Origin of the sequence: Thioalkalivibrio sp. K90mix, from assembly GCF_000025545.1 — a bacterium.
Classification (GTDB): Bacteria; Pseudomonadota; Gammaproteobacteria; order Ectothiorhodospirales; family Ectothiorhodospiraceae; genus Thioalkalivibrio.
Genome location: NC_013930.1, coordinates 128,936 through 147,531, shown reverse-complemented (window position 1 = coordinate 147,531; position 18,596 = coordinate 128,936). Strand labels below are relative to the sequence as shown.

General features: G+C 59.9%; 18 protein-coding genes. 5 read left to right on the top strand and 13 right to left on the bottom strand.

Annotated elements, in window-relative coordinates; translation table 11 throughout:
• Nucleotides 1-15 precede the first annotated feature (15 nt).
• On the top strand, nt 16-2,052 hold the full coding sequence (locus TK90_RS14010) for a DEAD/DEAH box helicase (RefSeq protein ID WP_013006642.1): 2,037 nt from the start codon (nt 16-18) through the stop codon (nt 2,050-2,052).
• Here the strand turns inward: TK90_RS14010 and TK90_RS14005 are convergent.
• The gene (locus TK90_RS14005) at nt 2,031-2,333 is read right to left on the bottom strand and encodes a DUF1294 domain-containing protein (RefSeq protein WP_013006641.1); all 303 of its coding nucleotides are present in this window, start codon (nt 2,331-2,333) and stop codon (nt 2,031-2,033) included. The genes TK90_RS14010 and TK90_RS14005 overlap by 22 nt on opposite strands.
• 282 nt (nt 2,334-2,615) lie before the next feature.
• Nucleotides 2,616-3,002 (bottom strand): hypothetical protein, encoded by a 387-nt coding sequence (locus tag TK90_RS14000; protein WP_013006640.1) that lies wholly within the window; start codon nt 3,000-3,002, stop codon nt 2,616-2,618.
• Nucleotides 3,003-3,228: 226 nt separating this feature from the next.
• Between TK90_RS14000 and TK90_RS13995 the strand changes: the two genes are divergently transcribed.
• Entirely contained in the window at nt 3,229-3,717 is a 489-nt protein-coding gene (locus TK90_RS13995) for a type IV toxin-antitoxin system AbiEi family antitoxin domain-containing protein (protein WP_013006639.1), read from the top strand.
• A 27-nt stretch (nt 3,718-3,744) separates the two neighbouring features.
• Here TK90_RS13995 and TK90_RS13990 read toward each other — a convergent pair whose 3' ends face one another.
• The 4 genes from TK90_RS13990 to TK90_RS13975 all read right to left on the bottom strand — a co-directional run bounded on the left by TK90_RS13990 (nt 3,745) and on the right by TK90_RS13975 (nt 6,859).
• A complete protein-coding gene (locus tag TK90_RS13990) occupies nt 3,745-4,008 on the bottom strand; it encodes a hypothetical protein (protein ID WP_013006638.1) in 264 nt (87 codons plus the stop codon).
• 20 nt (nt 4,009-4,028) lie between these two features.
• Complete coding sequence (locus tag TK90_RS13985) at nt 4,029-5,588, bottom strand: UvrD-helicase domain-containing protein (protein WP_013006637.1); 1,560 nt, start codon at nt 5,586-5,588, stop codon at nt 4,029-4,031.
• Nucleotides 5,585-6,139, bottom strand: a complete 555-nt coding sequence (locus TK90_RS13980) for a thermonuclease family protein (protein WP_013006636.1) — start codon at nt 6,137-6,139, stop codon at nt 5,585-5,587. Before TK90_RS13980 ends, TK90_RS13985 begins: the two co-directional genes overlap by 4 nt.
• 66 nt (nt 6,140-6,205) lie before the next feature.
• The gene (locus TK90_RS13975) at nt 6,206-6,859 is read right to left on the bottom strand and encodes a hypothetical protein (protein ID WP_018940604.1); all 654 of its coding nucleotides are present in this window, start codon (nt 6,857-6,859) and stop codon (nt 6,206-6,208) included.
• A 201-nt stretch (nt 6,860-7,060) separates the two neighbouring features.
• Here TK90_RS13975 and TK90_RS13970 point away from each other — a divergent pair, with 201 nt between their 5' ends.
• The gene (locus TK90_RS13970) at nt 7,061-7,786 is read left to right on the top strand and encodes a hypothetical protein (RefSeq protein ID WP_013006634.1); all 726 of its coding nucleotides are present in this window, start codon (nt 7,061-7,063) and stop codon (nt 7,784-7,786) included.
• A 44-nt stretch (nt 7,787-7,830) separates the two neighbouring features.
• Here TK90_RS13970 and TK90_RS15520 read toward each other — a convergent pair whose 3' ends face one another.
• Both TK90_RS15520 and TK90_RS13965 read right to left on the bottom strand, forming a co-directional pair.
• Entirely contained in the window at nt 7,831-8,148 is a 318-nt protein-coding gene (locus TK90_RS15520) for a winged helix-turn-helix transcriptional regulator (RefSeq protein WP_013006633.1), read from the bottom strand.
• Nucleotides 8,149-8,218: 70 nt separating this feature from the next.
• The gene (locus TK90_RS13965) at nt 8,219-9,331 is read right to left on the bottom strand and encodes a replication initiator protein A (protein WP_013006632.1); all 1,113 of its coding nucleotides are present in this window, start codon (nt 9,329-9,331) and stop codon (nt 8,219-8,221) included.
• A 775-nt stretch (nt 9,332-10,106) separates the two neighbouring features.
• On the opposite strand from TK90_RS13965, the gene ssb reads away from it, so the two are divergent.
• A complete protein-coding gene (ssb, locus tag TK90_RS13960) occupies nt 10,107-10,574 on the top strand; it encodes a single-stranded DNA-binding protein (protein WP_013006630.1) in 468 nt (155 codons plus the stop codon).
• 99 nt (nt 10,575-10,673) lie between these two features.
• On the opposite strand, the gene TK90_RS13955 is transcribed toward ssb, so the two are convergent.
• Both TK90_RS13955 and TK90_RS13950 read right to left on the bottom strand, forming a co-directional pair.
• Nucleotides 10,674-11,240, bottom strand: a complete 567-nt coding sequence (locus tag TK90_RS13955) for a cold shock domain-containing protein (protein WP_013006629.1) — start codon at nt 11,238-11,240, stop codon at nt 10,674-10,676.
• Nucleotides 11,237-12,247, bottom strand: coding sequence for a DNA-binding protein (locus TK90_RS13950; RefSeq protein WP_013006628.1), 1,011 nt, complete (start codon nt 12,245-12,247; stop codon nt 11,237-11,239). Before TK90_RS13950 ends, TK90_RS13955 begins: the two co-directional genes overlap by 4 nt.
• 667 nt (nt 12,248-12,914) lie before the next feature.
• Between TK90_RS13950 and TK90_RS13945 the strand changes: the two genes are divergently transcribed.
• Entirely contained in the window at nt 12,915-13,715 is an 801-nt protein-coding gene (locus TK90_RS13945) for a tyrosine-type recombinase/integrase (RefSeq protein ID WP_244406406.1), read from the top strand.
• A gap of 1,992 nt (nt 13,716-15,707) precedes the next feature.
• On the opposite strand, the gene TK90_RS13940 is transcribed toward TK90_RS13945, so the two are convergent.
• From TK90_RS13940 to TK90_RS13930, 3 genes are read right to left on the bottom strand one after another with little or no spacing between them, the layout of a single operon-like run.
• On the bottom strand, nt 15,708-16,169 hold the full coding sequence (locus TK90_RS13940; RefSeq protein ID WP_013006626.1) for a hypothetical protein: 462 nt from the start codon (nt 16,167-16,169) through the stop codon (nt 15,708-15,710).
• A complete protein-coding gene (locus TK90_RS13935) occupies nt 16,169-17,236 on the bottom strand; it encodes a ParB N-terminal domain-containing protein (RefSeq protein ID WP_013006625.1) in 1,068 nt (355 codons plus the stop codon). Before TK90_RS13935 ends, TK90_RS13940 begins: the two co-directional genes overlap by 1 nt.
• Nucleotides 17,237-17,241: 5 nt before the next feature.
• A complete protein-coding gene (locus TK90_RS13930) occupies nt 17,242-18,132 on the bottom strand; it encodes a ParA family protein (RefSeq protein WP_013006624.1) in 891 nt (296 codons plus the stop codon).
• Nucleotides 18,133-18,596: the final 464 nt, after the last annotated feature.

The window sequence follows — 18,596 nt, the reverse complement described above, 5'->3', positions numbered from 1 at the left end:
GGATTGGACCCGACAATGCCACCCACAACAAGCATCACCGACCTTCTCGATCGTTCCTTCAAAGGCTTTCGCCCCTACCAGCGCGAGGCCGTCGATTGCTACACCCGATGGGTGGTCTCCACGCGCGAACCCCTGCTGATTGTAATGCCCACCGGTGCTGGCAAGAGCTGGGTGATTGCCGGAATTTCCGCCGTCTTGAGGCAACTCGCGTATGAAAAAACGGGGTTACGAAAGAAGGTCTTGGTACTAGCCCCCAGTGCCGAGCTGGTCGGGCAGAATCACGCGAAGATGGAGGCCAGTGGTTTCAAGGCGAGCATCTTTTGCGCAGGTGCCGGTGACAAGTCTCATAGCGAGGACATCATCTACGCCACCCCCGAAACCGTGCGGGTAAACATCGAAGAACTCATGGAGTACGAATTCGCCGGTGTCCTGATCGACGAGGCACACAGGACATCCAACCAGATCATCGAGGCGATCGACACCATCCGCTCGCGCAACCCCAACGTTCGGGTCGCCGGGCTCACGGCGACCCCGTACCGGCTTACTGAGGGGTACATCTACCGGCAGGACAAGCACCTCGACCTCCCCCCGATGAGCGATGACCTCACGCTCGATCCGTACTTCTCCTACATGATCTACGAGGTCTCGGCGCACTACCTCATCGAACAGGGTTACATTCTGCCTCCGATCTTCGGCGATGTAACGGCGCAGTACGACACCACCAAGCTCGTCCGCAACCGTACCGCGAACTGGACCAACGAATCCTCGGACGAGGTCTTCGTTCACGGGAACGCGCGGGATCTGGCCCAGGAGATCGTCAAAGAGGTGAAGCAGAAAATTAGGGGCGGCCGGCACTCCGCGATCCTGTTCTGCCAGAACATTAAGCACGCCGAGATGGTATTGAGCCTCCTACCGCCCTCACAGTCGGGGATGATCTCGCACAAGACACCGCGCCGCGTTAGGCGGCAAATAATCGCTGACTTTCACCGCAAGAAGGCATTCAAGTATCTCGTCAATGTCAGCACCCTCACCACTGGGTTCGATGTGGCTGCCGTTGATGTCATCGCAATCCTGCGTGCCACTCACTCCGCCTCGCTGTTCCAGCAGATTCTTGGCCGCGGGCTAAGGCTCAGCCCGGAGACTGGAAAGGAAGACTGTCTAGTCCTCGATTACGCTAACAATCTCGGCCGCTTCTGCCCCCGCGGCGATCCATTCTCACCCGAGATTCGGGCGGCCCTGCCCAGCGACCGAGAGGGCTCGATGCGCATTGAGGTCGACTGTCCTGCCTGTGCCGGAACCAACTGGTTTCAGGCGGTGGACCTGCCAGGCACCGAGATCGACGCCCAGGGATACCTACGATCCATCGAAAACGGAATGCCTGTTCTCACGGCCCTCGGCGAACGGCTCGCGGGTCACATCGGCGTGCAGTGTACGAACTTCGTTGAGGGTCCCAACCAGCGTCTCGTTCGCTGCGAACATCGCTGGTCGAGCGTTGAGTGCCCGGCCTGCGGAACCCTCAACACCACCTACGACCAATGGTGCGTGAAGTGCGAAACGATTCTGGGGGCCGCCCTGGCGCGCATGCGCACCCGCGCACAGCACGGCGATACGACCTACGACGCCCGAATTGCTCGAGTGCGCGATATGACCGCGCGCATCCGACCCACGAAGAAGCAGCAAGAAGCCGTGGTACTAACCCTCGACATCCATGAACTGCCCAGGATTAAGGAAGGCGAAGACGGCAACCCTGAACTCGAGGAAACGTCGCCGCGCACCATCAACGTCTGGATGAGCCCCGAATGGAAACACCCGTCCGCCCAGCGTCAGTGGTCCACGTTCATCGAGCACTGTGTATTGGGCGGCCCCGTCCGCACTCCCTCAGATCTCACCAGGGACGGCATTGAACTCATCCTGCCGGAGGAGGTTGTATTCCGCGCGAAGCCCCCTTCAGATCCAAGCAAGACCGATGGACCCGTATTCTACGAACTGCTTCAGCTGCGCGACGAACCCACGCTCCAGATGGATCCGGCTTACGCCGCCACGAACCCGTAGAGCAGCACCCCCCAGGCCACGGTCGATGCCGTTGCCACCATCATCCACTTCGCTTGGAAAGTGCCTTTTCGTGTCTTGTGCCGGAAGCGCCGTTGCGCCCAAAAACCGCCGGGGAAACCGCCGGCGAAATCGACCGTCAGTAGCATTTGCTCCGGGATTCGGCTGAGGCTCTTGCCCCGCGCCCGCTCTCGAGCCAAACCTTTATCCCAGGCGTACAGCCCGATCGAGGCGAGATTTGCCGCCAGCACCCACATTGCGATCAACTCGATACTGCCATCCATTGCATCCACTCCCTTGGATATTCCACTTACACCCGTGACGGGATCATTGTAGAGGCGACGCACGACCATCCGCGGTTGAAAAACGACCCTTGACGTTAAAGCCCGTTCACTTCATCTTGAAGCCGTTGCCAAGGAACGGCGATTCAGGAATGGATTCCACATCACGGTCAGCTTTCAGTTTATAGCCTCCATCACCGTTGGTCTCCTCCACTGAAAAGCTGAGTTGGGCAGGGTCCCCGACTTCGCGGGTGGATCCACCCTGAGTATGTCGTTCCTGGCACCTTATATTCCCGGCCACCCTTCGAGCGAGGGGGTCTGAGCCGCGGTGGTGCCCCTTACCCCTGACACCGCCCCCCTGTCGTGCTCAGGCCCCTTCCCTCGAGGGGTGGCTTTCTTTCTTACGGCCGACTGCTGGTAGGGCGTTACCAGGCCCTCATCCTTCTGGATCTGCCCCAGTGCGAATTCGACCCACTCCTTTCTCAATGGAACGCCATCCGATGTTGTATCCAGGTTCATCATGTCCGGATGGGTCATCCAGTCATAGAACAATTCGGCAGCCGCTCGAATAGACCCCTCCTCCGCGATATAGAACCTCGCCGCCTCCGCCGTCTCAGGATCGCTTTCGATCTCACGGTAGATGGCATAAGCCAGGTCGATTCGACTTTCCATGGTGTCTCCCCGTTGTGCATGAAGCCAAGCCGAGGGTATCGACTTACCTCTGCACGTCGATTTCTATCGTCCGTCGGGCGCGAGCGGTGCTCTGTTACACTCTGCGCCCTCTTCCGTTTGTCTCGATCATTTTGTATCCGTGAAAGTGGCGCCTCGCGCTTCTCAGTGCCGAGATCTCCGGAAGCGTATTTGTCTTTGCACACCCACCACACATGAAGGTTTCTGAATGCACGACCAATCGCTCGACACGATGACGGCCGACGAACTCTACGAACTCGCCCGGGCACGTGAACAAGAACAGGCTCAGGCATCGCTTCAGGCCATTCGCAACGAACGCGCTTCTACCAAGAAAGCTCACCGCGCGGAGATGCGCGACATCAAGAAACGTCACCGTCGCGAACTCCGCGATCTGGAGCGTTCTCACGCATCCGACCTTGAGAGCATCGAAAAGCGATTGAGCGATTTGGAAGCGGTGCTTTCGGCGCGCGCGCCGAAAGCACCTCGCAGCCACCGGAAAAACCGTTCCGGGTCCGCAGGGAGCGCGGAAATTCTTGGTGTAATGGCTGCGGGAAGGGACTACTCCGCGGCCGACATCGAAACACTGCTCAAGGAGCAGGGGATGGAGCCGCCGCCCCAGACTAGCGCTGTCGTTTCATACTTGTCTTCGCGCGGAAAGGTCGAGCGGGTCCGGCGGGGCGTTTACCGGCTGATATAGCCGGGCCGTCGGGTGCGACGGGCGCACTCAGCGCCCGTCCACCTCACGTTCTGCGTCCTTGCGATGACCGTTGTGCATCTTCGGGGATGCGCCCCACATCACGTAGTCCTGCATCGCTTCGTGTTCACGGCGAGACTGCGCGGCGCGGATCTTCAGCTCGCGGTCGACACGCTTCATCTCTTCCTCGGTCGGTCCGATCCGATCACTCCACCCGGAAAGCGCATTTGCCATACGCTCCAGGCGGGCGGCGAATCGCTCCAGGCCGGTCAGTATTCGTTCGCTGATCGTCATCTCGTTATTCCTTGGGGGCGCTAGAAGCCCGCAGCGTTTCTGTATCGATGACCCTGTTGTACCACTCCGGCCCAATCCGTCAATTTCTCCAGCTCTTTCGACATCACGAGCACCTTTTTCGCACGGGTCAGCGCCACATACAGGAGGTAGATTTCCGGATCCTCGGGGATGGCGCAGCCTGGTCGGTCGATCCATCCCTCAGTGCGCGGCACCCGTTCCCCCTTCCCTGTCTGTTCGAGACGCTGTTGAATTGTCAGCGCCGGAAAGTCATCCCCCAACACAACGACAGGGAACTCAGCGCCTTTCGCCCGGTGTGCAGTGCTGACAATCCGGTCGGCACGCCACACATCCCGAACGGCAGCCTCCTGTAGCCGCTCGACCAGGTCGTAGAGCCGCTTACCGAAACGGCGCTGGATGCGAATCCGGGCCAACAGCTCGCGGTCTTGCACCGACTGGGCAAACTCCTCCAGAGCATCGACCGTCGCGAAGCGCTGCATCAACGGATCACGGATCTTTCGATGCCGGCCATCCGCCAGCAGCTGGACTTCCCTCAGCACCCACAGCTCATACGATTTGACGCCGCCCCACCACGCGACCCTCAATCCCGCCTCGTGGGCCTCCACTGCGCTCTGAAACACCCCAGCCCGCGTTCGGCTCAGGTGACAAGGGGGCGCCCCCGCATTCGAACCCTGATATTCCCATTGCCCCTGTGTCAGTACGGCCCCTCTGGGGCCCGCCCCGATAAGCAAGTGTTTCGGATCCAGGAAAACCCCGAGCAGGGTATTCGCAACCTCTGCAATCTCAGGGCCAAACCGGAACGACTGCGTCAGGCTGTACCGGCAGCCGCCGGGGACTCGGTTCATCACATCCACCGAACGCCGGAAGGCGTAGATCGACTGGTAGGTATCCCCGACCACCACCAGTGGCAACCCCTGGGAAACGAGCAGATCGAATACCGCCGCGTTCGTGTCCTGGGCCTCATCCAGAATGATGCAGTCAAAACGGCCGGTCAGATCCGGCTGCGATAATTGGTACAGCTTGAGATACCCATCGTGCGACATGGGAAGCGGGTTATTCAGCCAGCGCATTGCTTCCCAGAGGAAGCGGGCATCGCGGGCCACCTCCCCAGTTCCGACTCCAAACAGCGCAGCATGCTCGGGCGATACAAATCCCTCGTGCAGATCTTCATCTGGCGAGGCGCAGTACGCCGCCACCACGTCCAGACAGATCGCCGCGTAGGCTGCTCCCCGGCTCCTGCGGCCAGCGGCTTGCAAAGCGCGCTCCGCCTGATAAGGCTTCGGTGTTCCGAGCTTTTTCGGCGTGTTCGCATATGCCCGTCCGCAGGTATAGAAAGCCAATCCGTGCGTGGTCTTGCAGGTAGTATTGCTGGCCGGGAACCGCGTCTTGGCGTCCTCATTCACCGACTTATTGAACGCCAGGTTGAGGAAACGTCGCGATGGGTGCGCTCTCGCCCGCCATTCAAGCGTGGTGGTCTTGGCTGCCCCCGCGAAAGCCTCCACCGCCAACGACTCATGCGGGGAGCTCTCAATAATCTTCCGTTGTTCGGCGGTGGGCTTCACTGCTGGCTACCGGCCGCCTCTTCGTAGGCCTCGGGCCAATACGGGTGCGGCCCGAAGTTGTCGATGTACTCTGCATGCCCCTCGTTGACCAGATGCACGCCGAGGTCGAATCCTTCTCCCATCTCACCCCCATATAACGAGCAGATCGGGCGCCCCCAGTGGCCGATGTCCCAGCAGACAAAATTCACGGTGCGATCTGCCATCAGATCCTTCACATACTCCGAGGCTGCCTTCCCTTCGGGGGTGTTGCGTGACGGGTCCGGATGTACCGACTCGGGCGTATCGATATTCCCGATCCGCACCAGCATGCTCCGTTCACTATCTCGGAAGCGTTCATCCACGCGGAGATCGCGGTCGACCCGGCGCTGTTCGGCTTCCGCCTCCTGCCGGATCCGGTTATAGATCTCCGGGTCGATTCGTTCTACGCGCATGGTGTCGCCATCCGCGATCCACCCCACGACGGCCTGCCCTTGCGCTTCAAACGTCTCGCCTGCAATCACCGGCGCACCGGTCAGCACGATGGCCGCGATCATCATCCATTGGTGTTTCATTGCCCCTCCCGGGTATCTGCATCCATGCCCCCGAGGCTACCGGCTGCGGCGTGAGTGTCGATTTCTTCAGGCGGGCTTTCCCATCAGGGGGTCCGGCTCATCCGACAGATCGACGAAGCCTGCCCGGCGGTAGCTTGCGATGATGCGCTTCATCGCGTCCTCCTTGCTGCATTCTCGCTGGTTCAGGCACATGGCCTGATGCCATTCCGGCCCCCAGGGCGACGGGGCTGGACTATGCCGCTCTCCTCCCTCGAACTGAAGGGGGAATGGTCGTAGCACAGCCAGGCTGACGTTGCGCGCGGCCGTCCTGAACGCATCTTCTATGAGCTCGCCGCCGAAACCCCACCCCTCGTACTCAGGCAGAACTTCAACACGCTCGACGACCATTAGATCTCCTCGCTCCACCCTCTCTTGCGGGACGTACAGACATGCCGCCACATCGGGGCACACGCCGCCCCCCGCGTCAGCGTCCATGATCTTCCGCAGGTATCCCCAACTCGGCTCAACTTCCAGCATGCCCTCGAGATTGATTATCCAGTCGCACAGGATGTGCGCGTGGAGGCGCCCCACGATTCGGTTCTGCTCCAAGGGGTCCATTAGGCACCCGGCCAGCTCGAGCAGGTATGGGGCCGCCCTATCTCCTTCACTCTTCTCCAGGATCGGGTTCCATGCAGACAGCTCATAGCTCGTTGCCAGGACGGGTTTTCTTTCCATGTTCATCACGCTCCTTGTGTTAACGAGTTTTCACCCTATCTGCTTTCGCCTTGCTCCAGCAAGCCCTATCTCCATGTTTCGACTGAACTTTCTGGATCCAGTCGGCTTTTTCGATGGTTGCCTCGAGCACCCATTCTCTGTTTGAACGACCTGCTTTATGACGTGTAGCGTTGCCCATAACACTGAATTCGCAAAAGGAATTGCGCTATGCCTCAAAAGAAAGGACTCTTTCCACCGCTTCGGAATAACCCGTTGCTGATGAGTCCTGGTCGTCGGCGTGACGTACGGGAAATGCGGGCCCTCGCGAAACACCTCCTCACGGAGGAGGACGACCACTCAGCGATTCTCTCTAAGGTCGAGTCCATTCCGGAGCCCCTGTTCGCCGATTTCGCGTTGGCGGCCTTTGAGGTAACCGGCCACGCTGTTGAGCGCTTTGTGCAGTTCGACGACCTTGCTCCGCAGGGCGCTGTGCAGTTTGGCGTCCGACGCTTCCTGGTACGCGGTTTCCGCTCCCCGAGCCATCGCGATCGCGCGATGCACCTCAGCCGCTCACTGGACACGCTGGCGATGGAGTGCAAAGGCCGGAACCTAAGTGGGCTGTTTGTATCGCCCCATCTGGCCGTTACGCCTCAGCACCTAATGGAGGTGAGCAAGGCTCATTTCGGACGGAACTACACCATGTCGATGATGTGTGGCCCTGACCTGTCCGACCTGCTCTGCAAGCGCTGTGTGCGCGATCCGCTCCGGGGGTTCCTGCTGGTCTACGGGGAGGGTTTCTCGCCGGCGGTGACGCACCCCTATCACGCGTACTACCCGAAGCAGAATGACCCTTGGTGGTCGCCGGCGACAGACAAAACTCAGGTGCCTCATCCGCAGACAGTGTGCGAGACCCTTTCGACCGAAGGCGATGGAATCGAGGTCCATCATTCCTAGACGGACCTCCTAAAAGAAAAAGGGGGTTGCGGCCCCTCTTGGGCCTAATGGTACGGAACGCTACTCTCGTCCCGGTTGCGTTCGGACTTTCCTCGGTTGTACCCGGTTTCGGTCAATGTAAACTGGAGTTCTCTCTGAACACGTTCACTATGCCTGCGTACCCATCCGTTTTGTTCCAGTCGACGCATCGCGTCCCGAACCTTGATGATGTAGATCCCAGTTCGATTCGATATCTGCGAGCAGGTCAGCCATCCGCCATCGGATTCCAAGGTTTCCAGGATCTGGTGCGTGATGGTGGCGCCTCCACTGTGGTCCGATACATTGCCTCGAACCCATTGCGCCAGGTTACTCCAAGTTGTCATTGTCTCTATCCCTGAGCCCGACCAAACATACCGTCGCTGATCCGTGCGAACGGCCCGTGTTGTACCCTGATTAGACCTGTAGCTCTTTGCGCTTCCTCACACCGAGGCTCTCCTGCATCTGTTGCAGAGCATCCTTCGCCGTGGGCTTCTTGGAGCAAGTCTCCAGATCCAGTGTCCCGCTTGCGGCCGCTGCGTTGTTGGCTGCGGGCTGGGACTGCGCGGCTCGCGCCAGCCGCCGTGCCACATCCTCCAGTGTTGCCTCTCCGGGCAGCGCCATTTTGCGGAGGTGGTCTTCCGAGTAGCCGCTCAGTTTCCCCCGGGCCCGGGCATAGGCCGGCGCCCGGCGTGCGCCCGGATCGCGGTTTTTGAATCGAACCACATTCTTCGTGGCATCAAGAATCAGGTGGTACTCGGGCATTTCCTGCCGTTCCTGGATCTGCTTCAGCTCAAATCGAAGACGCCGCATCGGGTATTTCCCGCCGACACGGGCTGCCAGGTTCTCGAGGCCGATGGTCATTTCCTTCTGGTTGCCGCACATCTTCCGGGCAATCTCATAGATGCGCCTGTCAAGGGCTTTCTTCAGGCGGAAATAGTCGCGCGAGATCGTCAGCACATCGCGGCTCTGGATCGACTTGTAGAGCCACGGGGGGATGGTGAACTCAATCAGGCGTTCTGTTCCGCGGCCGTCGACCTTACCGGACAGCGTGTTCCCGTCCTTGATTAGTCCGAACCAATCGGTCTTCTCGATCGGATTGCCCGACTCGCCTCCGGTCTGGATGTTCGTTTCGACCCGGGTGCCATCCATGCGGCGGATGGCCTGTCGAAGTAGCGAGTAGCTCTTCCCGCCCGCTGGCCGATTGGTGGCCCGCATGAACTCGTGTGCCGAGAAGCGGATGTGTGGCCCGACGTTCGGGTGGCCGCTGTCCTCCCCGGCGACAATCTGTGAGATCGCGTATAACCACAGATCCTTATCGAAGATCGTCGCCATCCCGTAGTACGAGGGCGTCACGGTAACCTTGGTCCCCTTGTTCTCATAGAACCGGGGCTCGTGATCCCCCTTCTTCAGTGCGAAGAAGGGGTGTGGCATAGAAGGCATGTCCGATTTCGGCACGACCTTCGGAATATCCGCGACGAAGAAGTCGCTGGTCGGATAGCGTTCGGGTTCAAGACGTGATTCCGTCATCCGTGATCTCGCTTCGCTCCACCCTGAGCTGGGTTGTCTCAATGCGCAAAACCGTAGCGAGTCCCCTGCCCCGCCGCAATCCAGCGATCCCCCTGACCCCCTGTAAATCTCGTACCTGATGAACGGCCGCTTGCCACGATTGGCTCTGCAATGCGGGTTTCCGAGCTCCCCGTGTTCGCTCGGTCGATTTTTCTACCCGAGCGTCTTCGGATTCGTACCTGATGAACACCCCCTCGGTCGAAGCCCTATATCCCGCGTTGAAGCCTCGAAATCCCAACTAGGACCTGATGAACACCCGGTCTGGGCGTCCAATTTTGATCGAAATCCGATTCGTACCTGATGAACGGGTGTTAATTCGTACTTGATGAACGGGATCGGGACTTGATGAACAGGGATTCGTACCTGATGAACAACGACTCGTACCTGGTGAACGCCAATTCGTACCTGATGAACGGTAAAAGCCCACAGGGCGCACCACAGCAATCTGTCCGCGATCTCCTAACGGGTTTTAACGGTCTTTAACGATTTCTAACTGACGCTTCGCGTCGTTTTCCGTTACATCGAAAAATCGCTTCCCGACGTCGGGTGTGTGGGTTATCCGCAACGGGCCAGTCTCTGCCTTTGAAGAAATCGACAGCTCGACACCCTTTGCTAATCTGCACCCATCGGCGTTGCAGGACGGGGTGAATCACTACCGAAATGCACCACCCGGACCCTACGGTTGTTTCCGAGTGGAAACGTCGATACCCCGTACTCAAGTCGAAAAGGAGTTTTTATGAAAGGTGTCAACAAGGTCATTCTGCTGGGCAATCTGGGCGCTGATCCCGAAAAGCGCGAAACCCCGAACGGGGTCAGTGTTACCAACCTGCGTCTGGCGACCACGGAACAGTGGACCGACAAGAACAGCGGCGAGAAGCGCGAGAACACGGAATGGCATCGAATCGTGTTGTTCGGGCGCGTGGCGGATATTGCTGCGCAGTACCTCTCGAAGGGCTCTCAGGCCTACATCGAGGGCAAGCTCCAGACGCGAAAGTGGCAGGACCAGTCCGGCCATGACCGATATACCACCGAGATCGTTGCAAGCGATCTTCATCTTCTGGGCGGTCGTTCTGGTGGGTCCAGTTCCGGTGGCAGCGGTCAGTCGCAACCGGCGAACCAGCAACCGGCCTATGCCGGCGCGGCCGGAGGCCCGGTGTTTGACGATGATGTGCCGTTTGCCGCCGTGAACGGGATGGTCGTCTGACGGGCGTCCGTCAACACAGCCCTCGGAAGGCCCGCTTTGCGGGCCTTCCTTTTGTAGGGCGCTCTGAAGTGCGCCGGATTAGCTCGGCGCTCAAGGTCCTCACTCTTCGCGAAATTGCTCCATGAACCGCTGATGGCGTTCCTCGAACTGCTGGCGTCGCTCGTCCATCTGGGGCGGCGAGGTCCGCTCCACCGGTTGCGATCGGTCATCCCAGGTCAGGTGGGTGTGGAGCACAAATCCACCAACACCGAGCGCGAAGATGACGCTGATGGTCACAGTTAGGGCCTTCAGAGGGCCGTCGGCTGGCTGGAAGTCCTTATGGCGCCCGGCGCAATACGGACACAACGAATACTTCGGCTCCGGGGTCCACGTCCCCATCGTGATGATTGGCTTTCCAACCACGACGCGAGGCGTCATCTTGCGGTTGCAGTGGCGGCAGATTTCCCTTGGATCCTCGTTGGCCGGGCCTCGGGCATGGATCTGGATGCTGCGCGCAATGGGAGCCCCCTTACGGTCGAGACCCGGCTTAAAGGAAACCGAATCTCCACTGGAAGGTGTTGAGGTACCCTGCACATGCTTCGCCCCGAAGAACCGCTCCTTCCCCGCCGGATCAACGACGTAGCCGTACCCCTTCTCGTCGGAATACCACTTGATGGTTCCCTTCATCGGCCTTCTCCCTGTTCGCCATCGACTCTCGTCCGCTGATCCGTGAGTCGGTCAACCCAGCCCTGCAAGCGCTTCACATCGTCGGTGAGCTCGGCGGCGCGCTGCTGCGCGATACGGCCTTTCTCCACCTCCGCCTGAAGCGAATCGCGCTCTGCCTCCAATGATTTCACCCGACGCTGCGCGTCTTTCGCCTGCTCGGCCTCTGCCTCGAGTCGCGTCACGGTGTTTTCGAGTTTCGTGATCTGCACACCCCGCTGGGTGATCTGCTCATTGAGCATCCGACGCTCGCGGTCGAACTCAGCGCGGTCGGCCGAGCGGGCCTCGATGGCCTTCTCCGTTGAATGACGCGCGTTCGCGACTTCCTGGAGCCAATAACGCTCGGTGTCGTCGTAGCGCGATTCCCAAGCTTCAATCTGCCCCTTCAGTTCGTCGATGCGCTCTTGCAGGGCCTGCGTTTCCTGTTTCGCACGATCCTGCTCTCGTTCGACGCTCTCTTGCAGCCGGGCTTCCCACTTCTCGCGTTCTGCCTCATGGGACTCGCGTAGGTCCTGGATCTCCTTGCGGGCATTCTCTAGCGCGTGTGAGGCCGCCTTGCGCGCCTCATCCAGATCTTCAGTTCGTTGCTGGAGTTGCTCCAGTTCATTCTCGAGCCGCCGCGCTTCGCTCTGCGCGTCTTGGGCGAGTGCCTCTGCGACGGCCGCCCGCCCTTCAGATGCCTCCTGCTGTTGCTGAGTGCGCTCGCGCTCCTGATCGAAGACCTGACTGGCCGCCTGGAGGGCGGCATTCCAGATGGCCTCCATCGGGTCGACCAGCGCGTCCGGTACGCCCGCAGGCATCACGAAGCCCGTGGCGTCCAGAGATTCGCGCCACCGCTGGATGTGCTTGAGCGCCGTGGATTTAGATCCTCGCCCTACTCGCCGCACCACCGCACTGGCCGTCGGGTTTCGGCCCTCACGGAGGAGCTGCATCGCGGTCTCGACCGTTTCCTCGTAACTCAGGGGTTCCATGCGGAAAATCCTTTCTGGGGATGTACGGTGTACGGTGTACAGCCTACACCGTGGCGTACACGCTAGCTACGGGACTTGACCTAACCGGTATTGTGTCTACTCTATTGGGAAATGTTCTGCTTTCAGGCACTTTGGTGCGTGGAACATCGACCATAGAGGGCGCTTGTGACAGTTGTTTCTGGCGTTAAAACAAGGACTTCAATCCGTGAACGATTCACACCCAGAAATCCGTGAAACATCTCCAGCGGCAGCGCCGGTAGGGGCGACGGATGGCTACCTCCTCCCTTGGGGTCACCCCGAGGGTTGGCCCGCAATCCCCAATGGAGTGCGGGGCCGGTACCGCGCGCCGACTGAGGCATGCCTTCTCGAGGCCAACACGGACCGTGAGGCCGTGGCCGCATGGTTGGACCGCAAGGGATCGGCCTCCCCTTCCACGCTTGCCGCCTATCGGCGCGAGGTTTCTCGCCTGCTACTGTGGGCCGCCGAACTAAGGGGGAAGGCTCTAAGTGATCTGGGGACTCAGGACTACCGGGCCTACCAACGTTTCCTGGGCGACCCGCAACCGCGGGACCGCTGGGTAGCCGACGGAGGGCGCAAGTGGGCTCTGGGCGCTCCGGGGTGGCGCCCGTTCTATGGCGATCTGACCGCCCAGAGCCAGGAGTACGCCTTGCGCGTCATCCGGGACCTGCTGAGCTTTCTTGCTCAGGCCGGGTACCTGATTGGAAACCCTCTCGCACTCATCAACATCTGTGCGCACGCGCACAACGAGTCGGTTGCGGTCCAGCGCGCCCGGGCACCCCGACGGCGCGCGCTGGGTCGAAGGTTGTGGATCCGTCTTCAGTCTGCGGTGAATAACTGGCCGGAAAAGACGCCGCAGGCTCAATTTGAGAAGGCTCGGGCTCGCTGGATGCTGACACTGATGTACGCACTGGGGCCACGAATCAGCGACCTGCGGGGCTCGTTCGGGGACATCCACCGGGAAGCGGTAGGCGATCGCGACCTGTGGATCTGGTCCATCGCGGGCAAAGGCGGAAAGTTCGCCCAGCTCCCCCTCCCCTCCCCTGTCGTCGATGAGATGGTTCGGTTTCGAAAATCCATCGGGATTCCCGCGTTTCCCGTCGACGGGGAGACGACGCCGTTGGTGCCCCGCTCCACCGATACCAACCGCAATCGGCCGCTCACCCGTCAAGGGCTCGACCGTATTGTCCGGCAAACGCTGGACTCGGCCGCGCAGCAGGCATACGACGACGGCGATCCGGAGGCTGCCGAGCGCCTCAGCCGAGCGAGCGCGCACGCACTTCGGCACACGGCCGCCACCGACATACTCGAAAGCGGTGTCGATATGAGGGTCGCGGCTGACCTGATGCGGCATTCCGACATTCGCACGACCCAAGGCTACACCACACCCGAACTCTCACGCCTCATGGACGCACTTGATCAGCGCGATCTCGAATGGCGCGATCATTAGGTCAATCTGGTCAAAATTTGCCCTCATGAGAGCCGCTCTGACGGCTTTTCTCTTGGGTGGCCTTGCGCCGACCTTCCTTCTGGTTGTTCCCGCCGCGAGAGACTTGAGAGCGCGTCTATAGGGCGAGACCTTTTGGTTCGGCTTCTCAGCGGCGCTGTCTCTCTTGCCCGAGTGCCCCGCCACGCCAGACCTACGCGCCCCACTCTCTTGTTCCGCCGCGCCATCGCCGCACACACCCTCCGGGCGAGCGCACGGCTCCAGCGGGCGAGCGATAGTGCGCGTGCGCACACGCCGTCCTATAAGGCCCGGTCCCGGCGGAATATCGACAACGCTCGACGTCTCAGTAATCTAATCTGGCTCACACAAGGCGAGGACGTATGACCACGGGGAAGATAACGATGACCGCTGGCTCTACCCTGGCGGGTCGACTTGCCGGGTCCGCCGATTAGGGCGTAGGCCCCGAGCTCGACACCACATCAGGCGGTGCTTTCTGGCAGGCCTAGGCAGAATCGATTGGATGACTGAAAAATGAAGGCCAGCCCGAGGAAGACCTGGCGGCCTATTAGCTGGTCCCCCTGTACCATTTCACCGACTAGCCCGGTGACGTTGAAATCGTGCACGGGACGCTAGCAACCGCCGTCCCGGCGGCCGGCCCCGGGTTCGTTAAGGCGGAGCGCGCTCGCATTGCCAACAAGCAGACCGAAAGACTGGCCTACCAGTCAGAGAGCGCGCTAAGCAAACGAATCGCACCAGGAGTTCATCAAAAAGATCAGGGACTACGATCAGTAGTTAATTGGGCCAGCGGGCGGGCTTCGCGTAAAAATAAGGGGGGGGTGGGCTTATCATCCGCCCCCTTTCTGTTGTCACCCGGAGCCGCCCCCCTCATTCATTCTCGTACCCCGGACAGTGCGCGCAGGCACACCCGGGAGAACTGCCCGTTAAGGCGCATTGCGGCGGATCCCAACATGGGGGGATAGCGAACAAACGGGCGCCCCATATCCCATCGAATCGGCTAGAGGTAGAGAAGTGCGCACGCGCACTTTTCGGAATGGTAATCATTCGCACCTCATGCCTGGCGGGCCTGCCCCAATTAAATCCAGCCGGACCCCGAATTCACCGGGTATATGTCCAGAGCTCTGCACGACGTTGCGCGCAATGGTCTGTGTTGGCCCTGGTATTCCCTTCATGCAGCTTTCCTTTTGAGCCCGCTTTCGTCGGTCTCGTAGCCTTATGTGCGCACGCGAACCCCTTGGCGCGCAGAGTTCGGTCGGACGGCGTTCCAGTACAGGGGCTTTTGCGGCCTACATCAACCCGGAATGGTTCTCATTCAGCAAAGTGCGCGTGCGCACTTTTAGATCTACGACCGTCCATATTGGCACTGCACACGTCAATTCACGCCCCGAACCCGGCGTTGCCTTTCCCCCACTCAGGACTCAAGGCTCTTTCCAATCCCCGGCGAAGGCATGTGCGCATGCGCACATGATCCCCTTGGGTGGCCGCAGGACCGTGAAGGCACGAAGCCGCGATGCTTGCCGACGGTCCATCTAGGCACCTACGACCTCATTGACAAGGCATACACCCCTTCAACGGCGATAAGTGTGATCTGGCCCCAATACACAGAGTAGGGCGGTCCGGGCGTTGGCGGTTATCGGTGGCGATGGGCGCACGCGCATTGACCGGCGCCTTTTTACAGAGGCCGGCTTCCCACTCCGCCCTGGGTCGCGATCGTACGCGCCCGCCCGCGCCTCTGTGGACTGTCTCGGCTAAGCCCTCTCACGTTCCCGTAATGCGTCTCGTTTCGATCATTGTCCTGTGTACAGTCTTCGCACGACACCGCACGGCGGGCGTCCTCTCCGCCCTGGCGAGGCGGGACCGTCTGATTGTTCTACGAAAAAGGGTAGGGGGTGCTGAGTTACCGCGTCGCCATACCCCCGGGCGCACGCGCACAAAAAAGCCGCCATCGAGGGCGGCTTCAGTGGTTTGTGCTCACGACTATCGAGCCTTTTTACCAGGGCCCACCTGTCCGATTCGCCACAGTATCGCTGTCCGCAACACCGATGACGCGCTGAGATCGAGGACCAAGCGCGGTTCCTGTTGTAAGCCGTAGTACGAGCACTCGATCGCACAGGCGAGGGCATCTTCGATCACGATTGGCTCGAGCTTGAACCATTCTTTGACCGGCTCGATGACACGAATGCACTCGGAATCCACAACGACTCGGCGCCAGCCTGCCTCACCCCGCACACCACCCCAATACTCTTGGTCAGTGAACGCCCGAAAGGTGTTCTCCATCCAGCGGCTCTTTTCCTTCAGCCCGTACCCGCGCGTGGTCATATCGATTCGCATTCCCTGCTGCGCCATCTTGGGTACGTTGACGCTGATCTGAACTGCCTCTCGCGAAGCCTTGCGCCCGCCAAACACCTCACTGGCCGGGACATCCATCTTCGCCTTCATTATTCGCCCTCGCTTCGGACCGCATCGAGAAGGCGACTGACTGCTTCCCGTGCCGCCTTGGCATCCGACCAATCGACATTATCGACTCCCAAACGGGCTACCTCGTCGTTGCCCAGAGCTCGCACCGCCAACTCTTGCAGGTTTCTCAGATCGCCTTCATCCAACCGAATCGATACACGCTGCACCGTCTTCTTGGCTACCCCTCCGCTTGTTTTTTGCGACTCGATGCCCGTGGCCCCCGCTTTCTCCGCAGTTTGGTGCTCCCGGTTTGCCTCCTCGATCGAACGGAACGAATCCAGGGTCCCATCGTCAATGCGTGCGCGCACCTCCGAGGGAGCGGTCAGGGCTTCGACATAACGGTAGGCCGTGCGCCGGGGGAGATGCAGAAGTCGCATGAGATTCACGCCATTGAGAATCCAGTCAGGCTCCATCTTCTGCTTCGCCTGCACAATCCGATCAATTGCGTTGATCTGCTCCGCAATCGATAGATCTTCCCGCGCGATGTTCTCCATCAACGACGTAATTTCGCTCTTTAGGGCATCGGCCGGGTTCCCGGTGTCGACGCGACGGAGTAGGGCGCGGATATTCTTTCGCCCCAACAGAAGATGCGCGAGATACCTCCGCTCCCCTGCGATGAGCTCATAACCTCGGCCCTCGACAAATCGCACCGTTACCGGTGAAATCAGACGGTCGTTGTGGATTGATCGCGCGAGGAGCATTAGCGATTCCAGTGATGTGCGCACGCGCACATCACTCTGCGCCGCTATCGCTGAATCCAGCTGCTCGAGCACCTCGTCGTCCGCGGGCTCCCCGGGTCCTTTCCCTGCCTCGCGTCGAGCGCGGTCGGCCAGTTCCTGGATCCAAGTGGCATCCACAGGCAACTTGCGAGGATTCAGCTCGCTCGGGCGAATCCGATCCATCCGAATCGATTGAAGGTCTCCTTCGCCGATGTGCTCTGATTGCGCCAACTCGCGCGCAACCCCTTCGCCTACCGAGCGGGTTTCGCCGGCCGAAGTCGAAGACAGGGAGAATCGGCGCTTATTCTTCGCTGATCGTGACTCTGCCATCTCGGTTACCCCTCAAAGATCCGGTCGATGATCATTCCGCAGGCCTTCTCGATCTGGTCGCGCTCTTTTGGGTAGTCCTTTCTCAGGAAAACCGAGCGCGCTTTCGGCCACATGAGCTCCTTGTATCGGACCCAGTCGTCGATGCGTTCCGGTAGCATCAATGGTCCCAGGTCAGGGTCTTCCAGTAGCTGTTCGTAAACGGATCGATGCAGGATCGTGTTCTTCTTGAACTTGTTCACGAGGATGCCCACGAGGTCGAGCTGGTCCGATTCAGGCCGTTGAAGATTGGCATTGGTCCTCACAGTCAGCATGCCGCGGATCCCATCGATCGAAGGTGACTCCATCTCTGTCGGCATCAGCATGTGCGTGCTCGCATTCGCGGCCGCTTGCACGAGCGGCCCCCGGGAGGGACGTGTGTCCAACACAATCAGGTCATAGGTGCTCTGGATTTCGTCCAGCATCAGAAACTTTCGGAGCCAGTGGATGACCGTGTCATAGACCTCTTCCTTCTTCACGAACTCGATGTCCTGAAGATTTGCGCTATGCCCAGGCATGATCTCCAGGTTCTCGTGTTCTGTGGGGTAGGCCATGGCAAACCCGTATTTCCAAATATGGCTTGCATCTGATCTGCCCTCGATCGCTGACCAGTCCTCGTCATTGGGGTCATAGTCCGGGTGTACCGGCGGGGCATACTCGTTGGGATCATCTGCGTCCGGCGCCATATCGATAAAACGATGACTGAGGTTGGTTTGCGGATCGAGGTCGATCAGCAGCACCTTCATCCCTCGCTCGATGGCGGCGTATTCGGCAATGTGCTTGCTCAAGAACGTCTTTCCAACGCCCCCTTTCTGATTGCCCACGGTCAGCACTCGAGTCTGGCTATCTTTCTGCACCATGTGGTGCCTCCTTCTGTCGTCATGCCCGCCAGGTCCTTGGCGGGTCGTGATCCGCTCGTACAACGGGTTGCGAGCGCGCCCGTCTTCCGCTATACAGCGTGCATGATGCAAAAACTATCCGAGGCAGTTTCCCCGTGCAAGTCTTTTTTGCCCTAGCGGGCCACCGAAGATGCACCTACGGTGTTTCACCGTCTCGACGTGTGCTTACTGTGTAGGTAGTGTTTAATACACAAACAAGGATACATCTGTTTGCAAGACAAACAATGGCAGGATCTTCAATGACTTATGCCGTTCCAGGTCAACAGATTTGTGCAGCGGGTAACGGTTTTTGTGCGACCCGGTCACCATGCTTGTGCAGATCGGTCACAGTTTTTGTGTTGGCCGGTCACAGTTTTTGTGCGCGATGGAGTGCCGTCAGGGCTACTTTTGAGGGGGACGGTAAGTGATTGTTTGGGCCGCGATTT

Bases quoted from the DNA above. Each gene is read 5' to 3' on its own strand.
- TK90_RS13980 (WP_013006636.1), bottom strand. From the start codon at position 6,139: ATGAAACACCAATGGATGATGATCGCGGCCATCGTGCTGACCGGTGCG.
- TK90_RS13975 (WP_018940604.1), bottom strand. From the start codon at position 6,859: ATGAACATGGAAAGAAAACCCGTCCTGGCAACGAGCTATGAGCTGTCT.
- TK90_RS13950 (WP_013006628.1), bottom strand. From the start codon at position 12,247: ATGGAACCCCTGAGTTACGAGGAAACGGTCGAGACCGCGATGCAGCTC.
- TK90_RS13930 (WP_013006624.1), bottom strand. From the start codon at position 18,132: ATGGTGCAGAAAGATAGCCAGACTCGAGTGCTGACCGTGGGCAATCAG.
- TK90_RS14000 (WP_013006640.1), bottom strand. From the start codon at position 3,002: ATGGAAAGTCGAATCGACCTGGCTTATGCCATCTACCGTGAGATCGAA.
- TK90_RS13990 (WP_013006638.1), bottom strand. From the start codon at position 4,008: ATGACGATCAGCGAACGAATACTGACCGGCCTGGAGCGATTCGCCGCC.
- TK90_RS14005 (WP_013006641.1), bottom strand. From the start codon at position 2,333: ATGGATGGCAGTATCGAGTTGATCGCAATGTGGGTGCTGGCGGCAAAT.
- TK90_RS15520 (WP_013006633.1), bottom strand. From the start codon at position 8,148: ATGACAACTTGGAGTAACCTGGCGCAATGGGTTCGAGGCAATGTATCG.
- TK90_RS13955 (WP_013006629.1), bottom strand. From the start codon at position 11,240: ATGAAGGGAACCATCAAGTGGTATTCCGACGAGAAGGGGTACGGCTAC.
- TK90_RS13940 (WP_013006626.1), bottom strand. From the start codon at position 16,169: ATGAAGGCGAAGATGGATGTCCCGGCCAGTGAGGTGTTTGGCGGGCGC.
- TK90_RS13965 (WP_013006632.1), bottom strand. From the start codon at position 9,331: ATGACGGAATCACGTCTTGAACCCGAACGCTATCCGACCAGCGACTTC.
- TK90_RS13970 (WP_013006634.1), top strand. From the start codon at position 7,061: ATGCCTCAAAAGAAAGGACTCTTTCCACCGCTTCGGAATAACCCGTTG.
- TK90_RS13995 (WP_013006639.1), top strand. From the start codon at position 3,229: ATGCACGACCAATCGCTCGACACGATGACGGCCGACGAACTCTACGAA.
- TK90_RS14010 (WP_013006642.1), top strand. From the start codon at position 16: ATGCCACCCACAACAAGCATCACCGACCTTCTCGATCGTTCCTTCAAA.
- ssb (WP_013006630.1), top strand. From the start codon at position 10,107: ATGAAAGGTGTCAACAAGGTCATTCTGCTGGGCAATCTGGGCGCTGAT.
- TK90_RS13935 (WP_013006625.1), bottom strand. From the start codon at position 17,236: ATGGCAGAGTCACGATCAGCGAAGAATAAGCGCCGATTCTCCCTGTCT.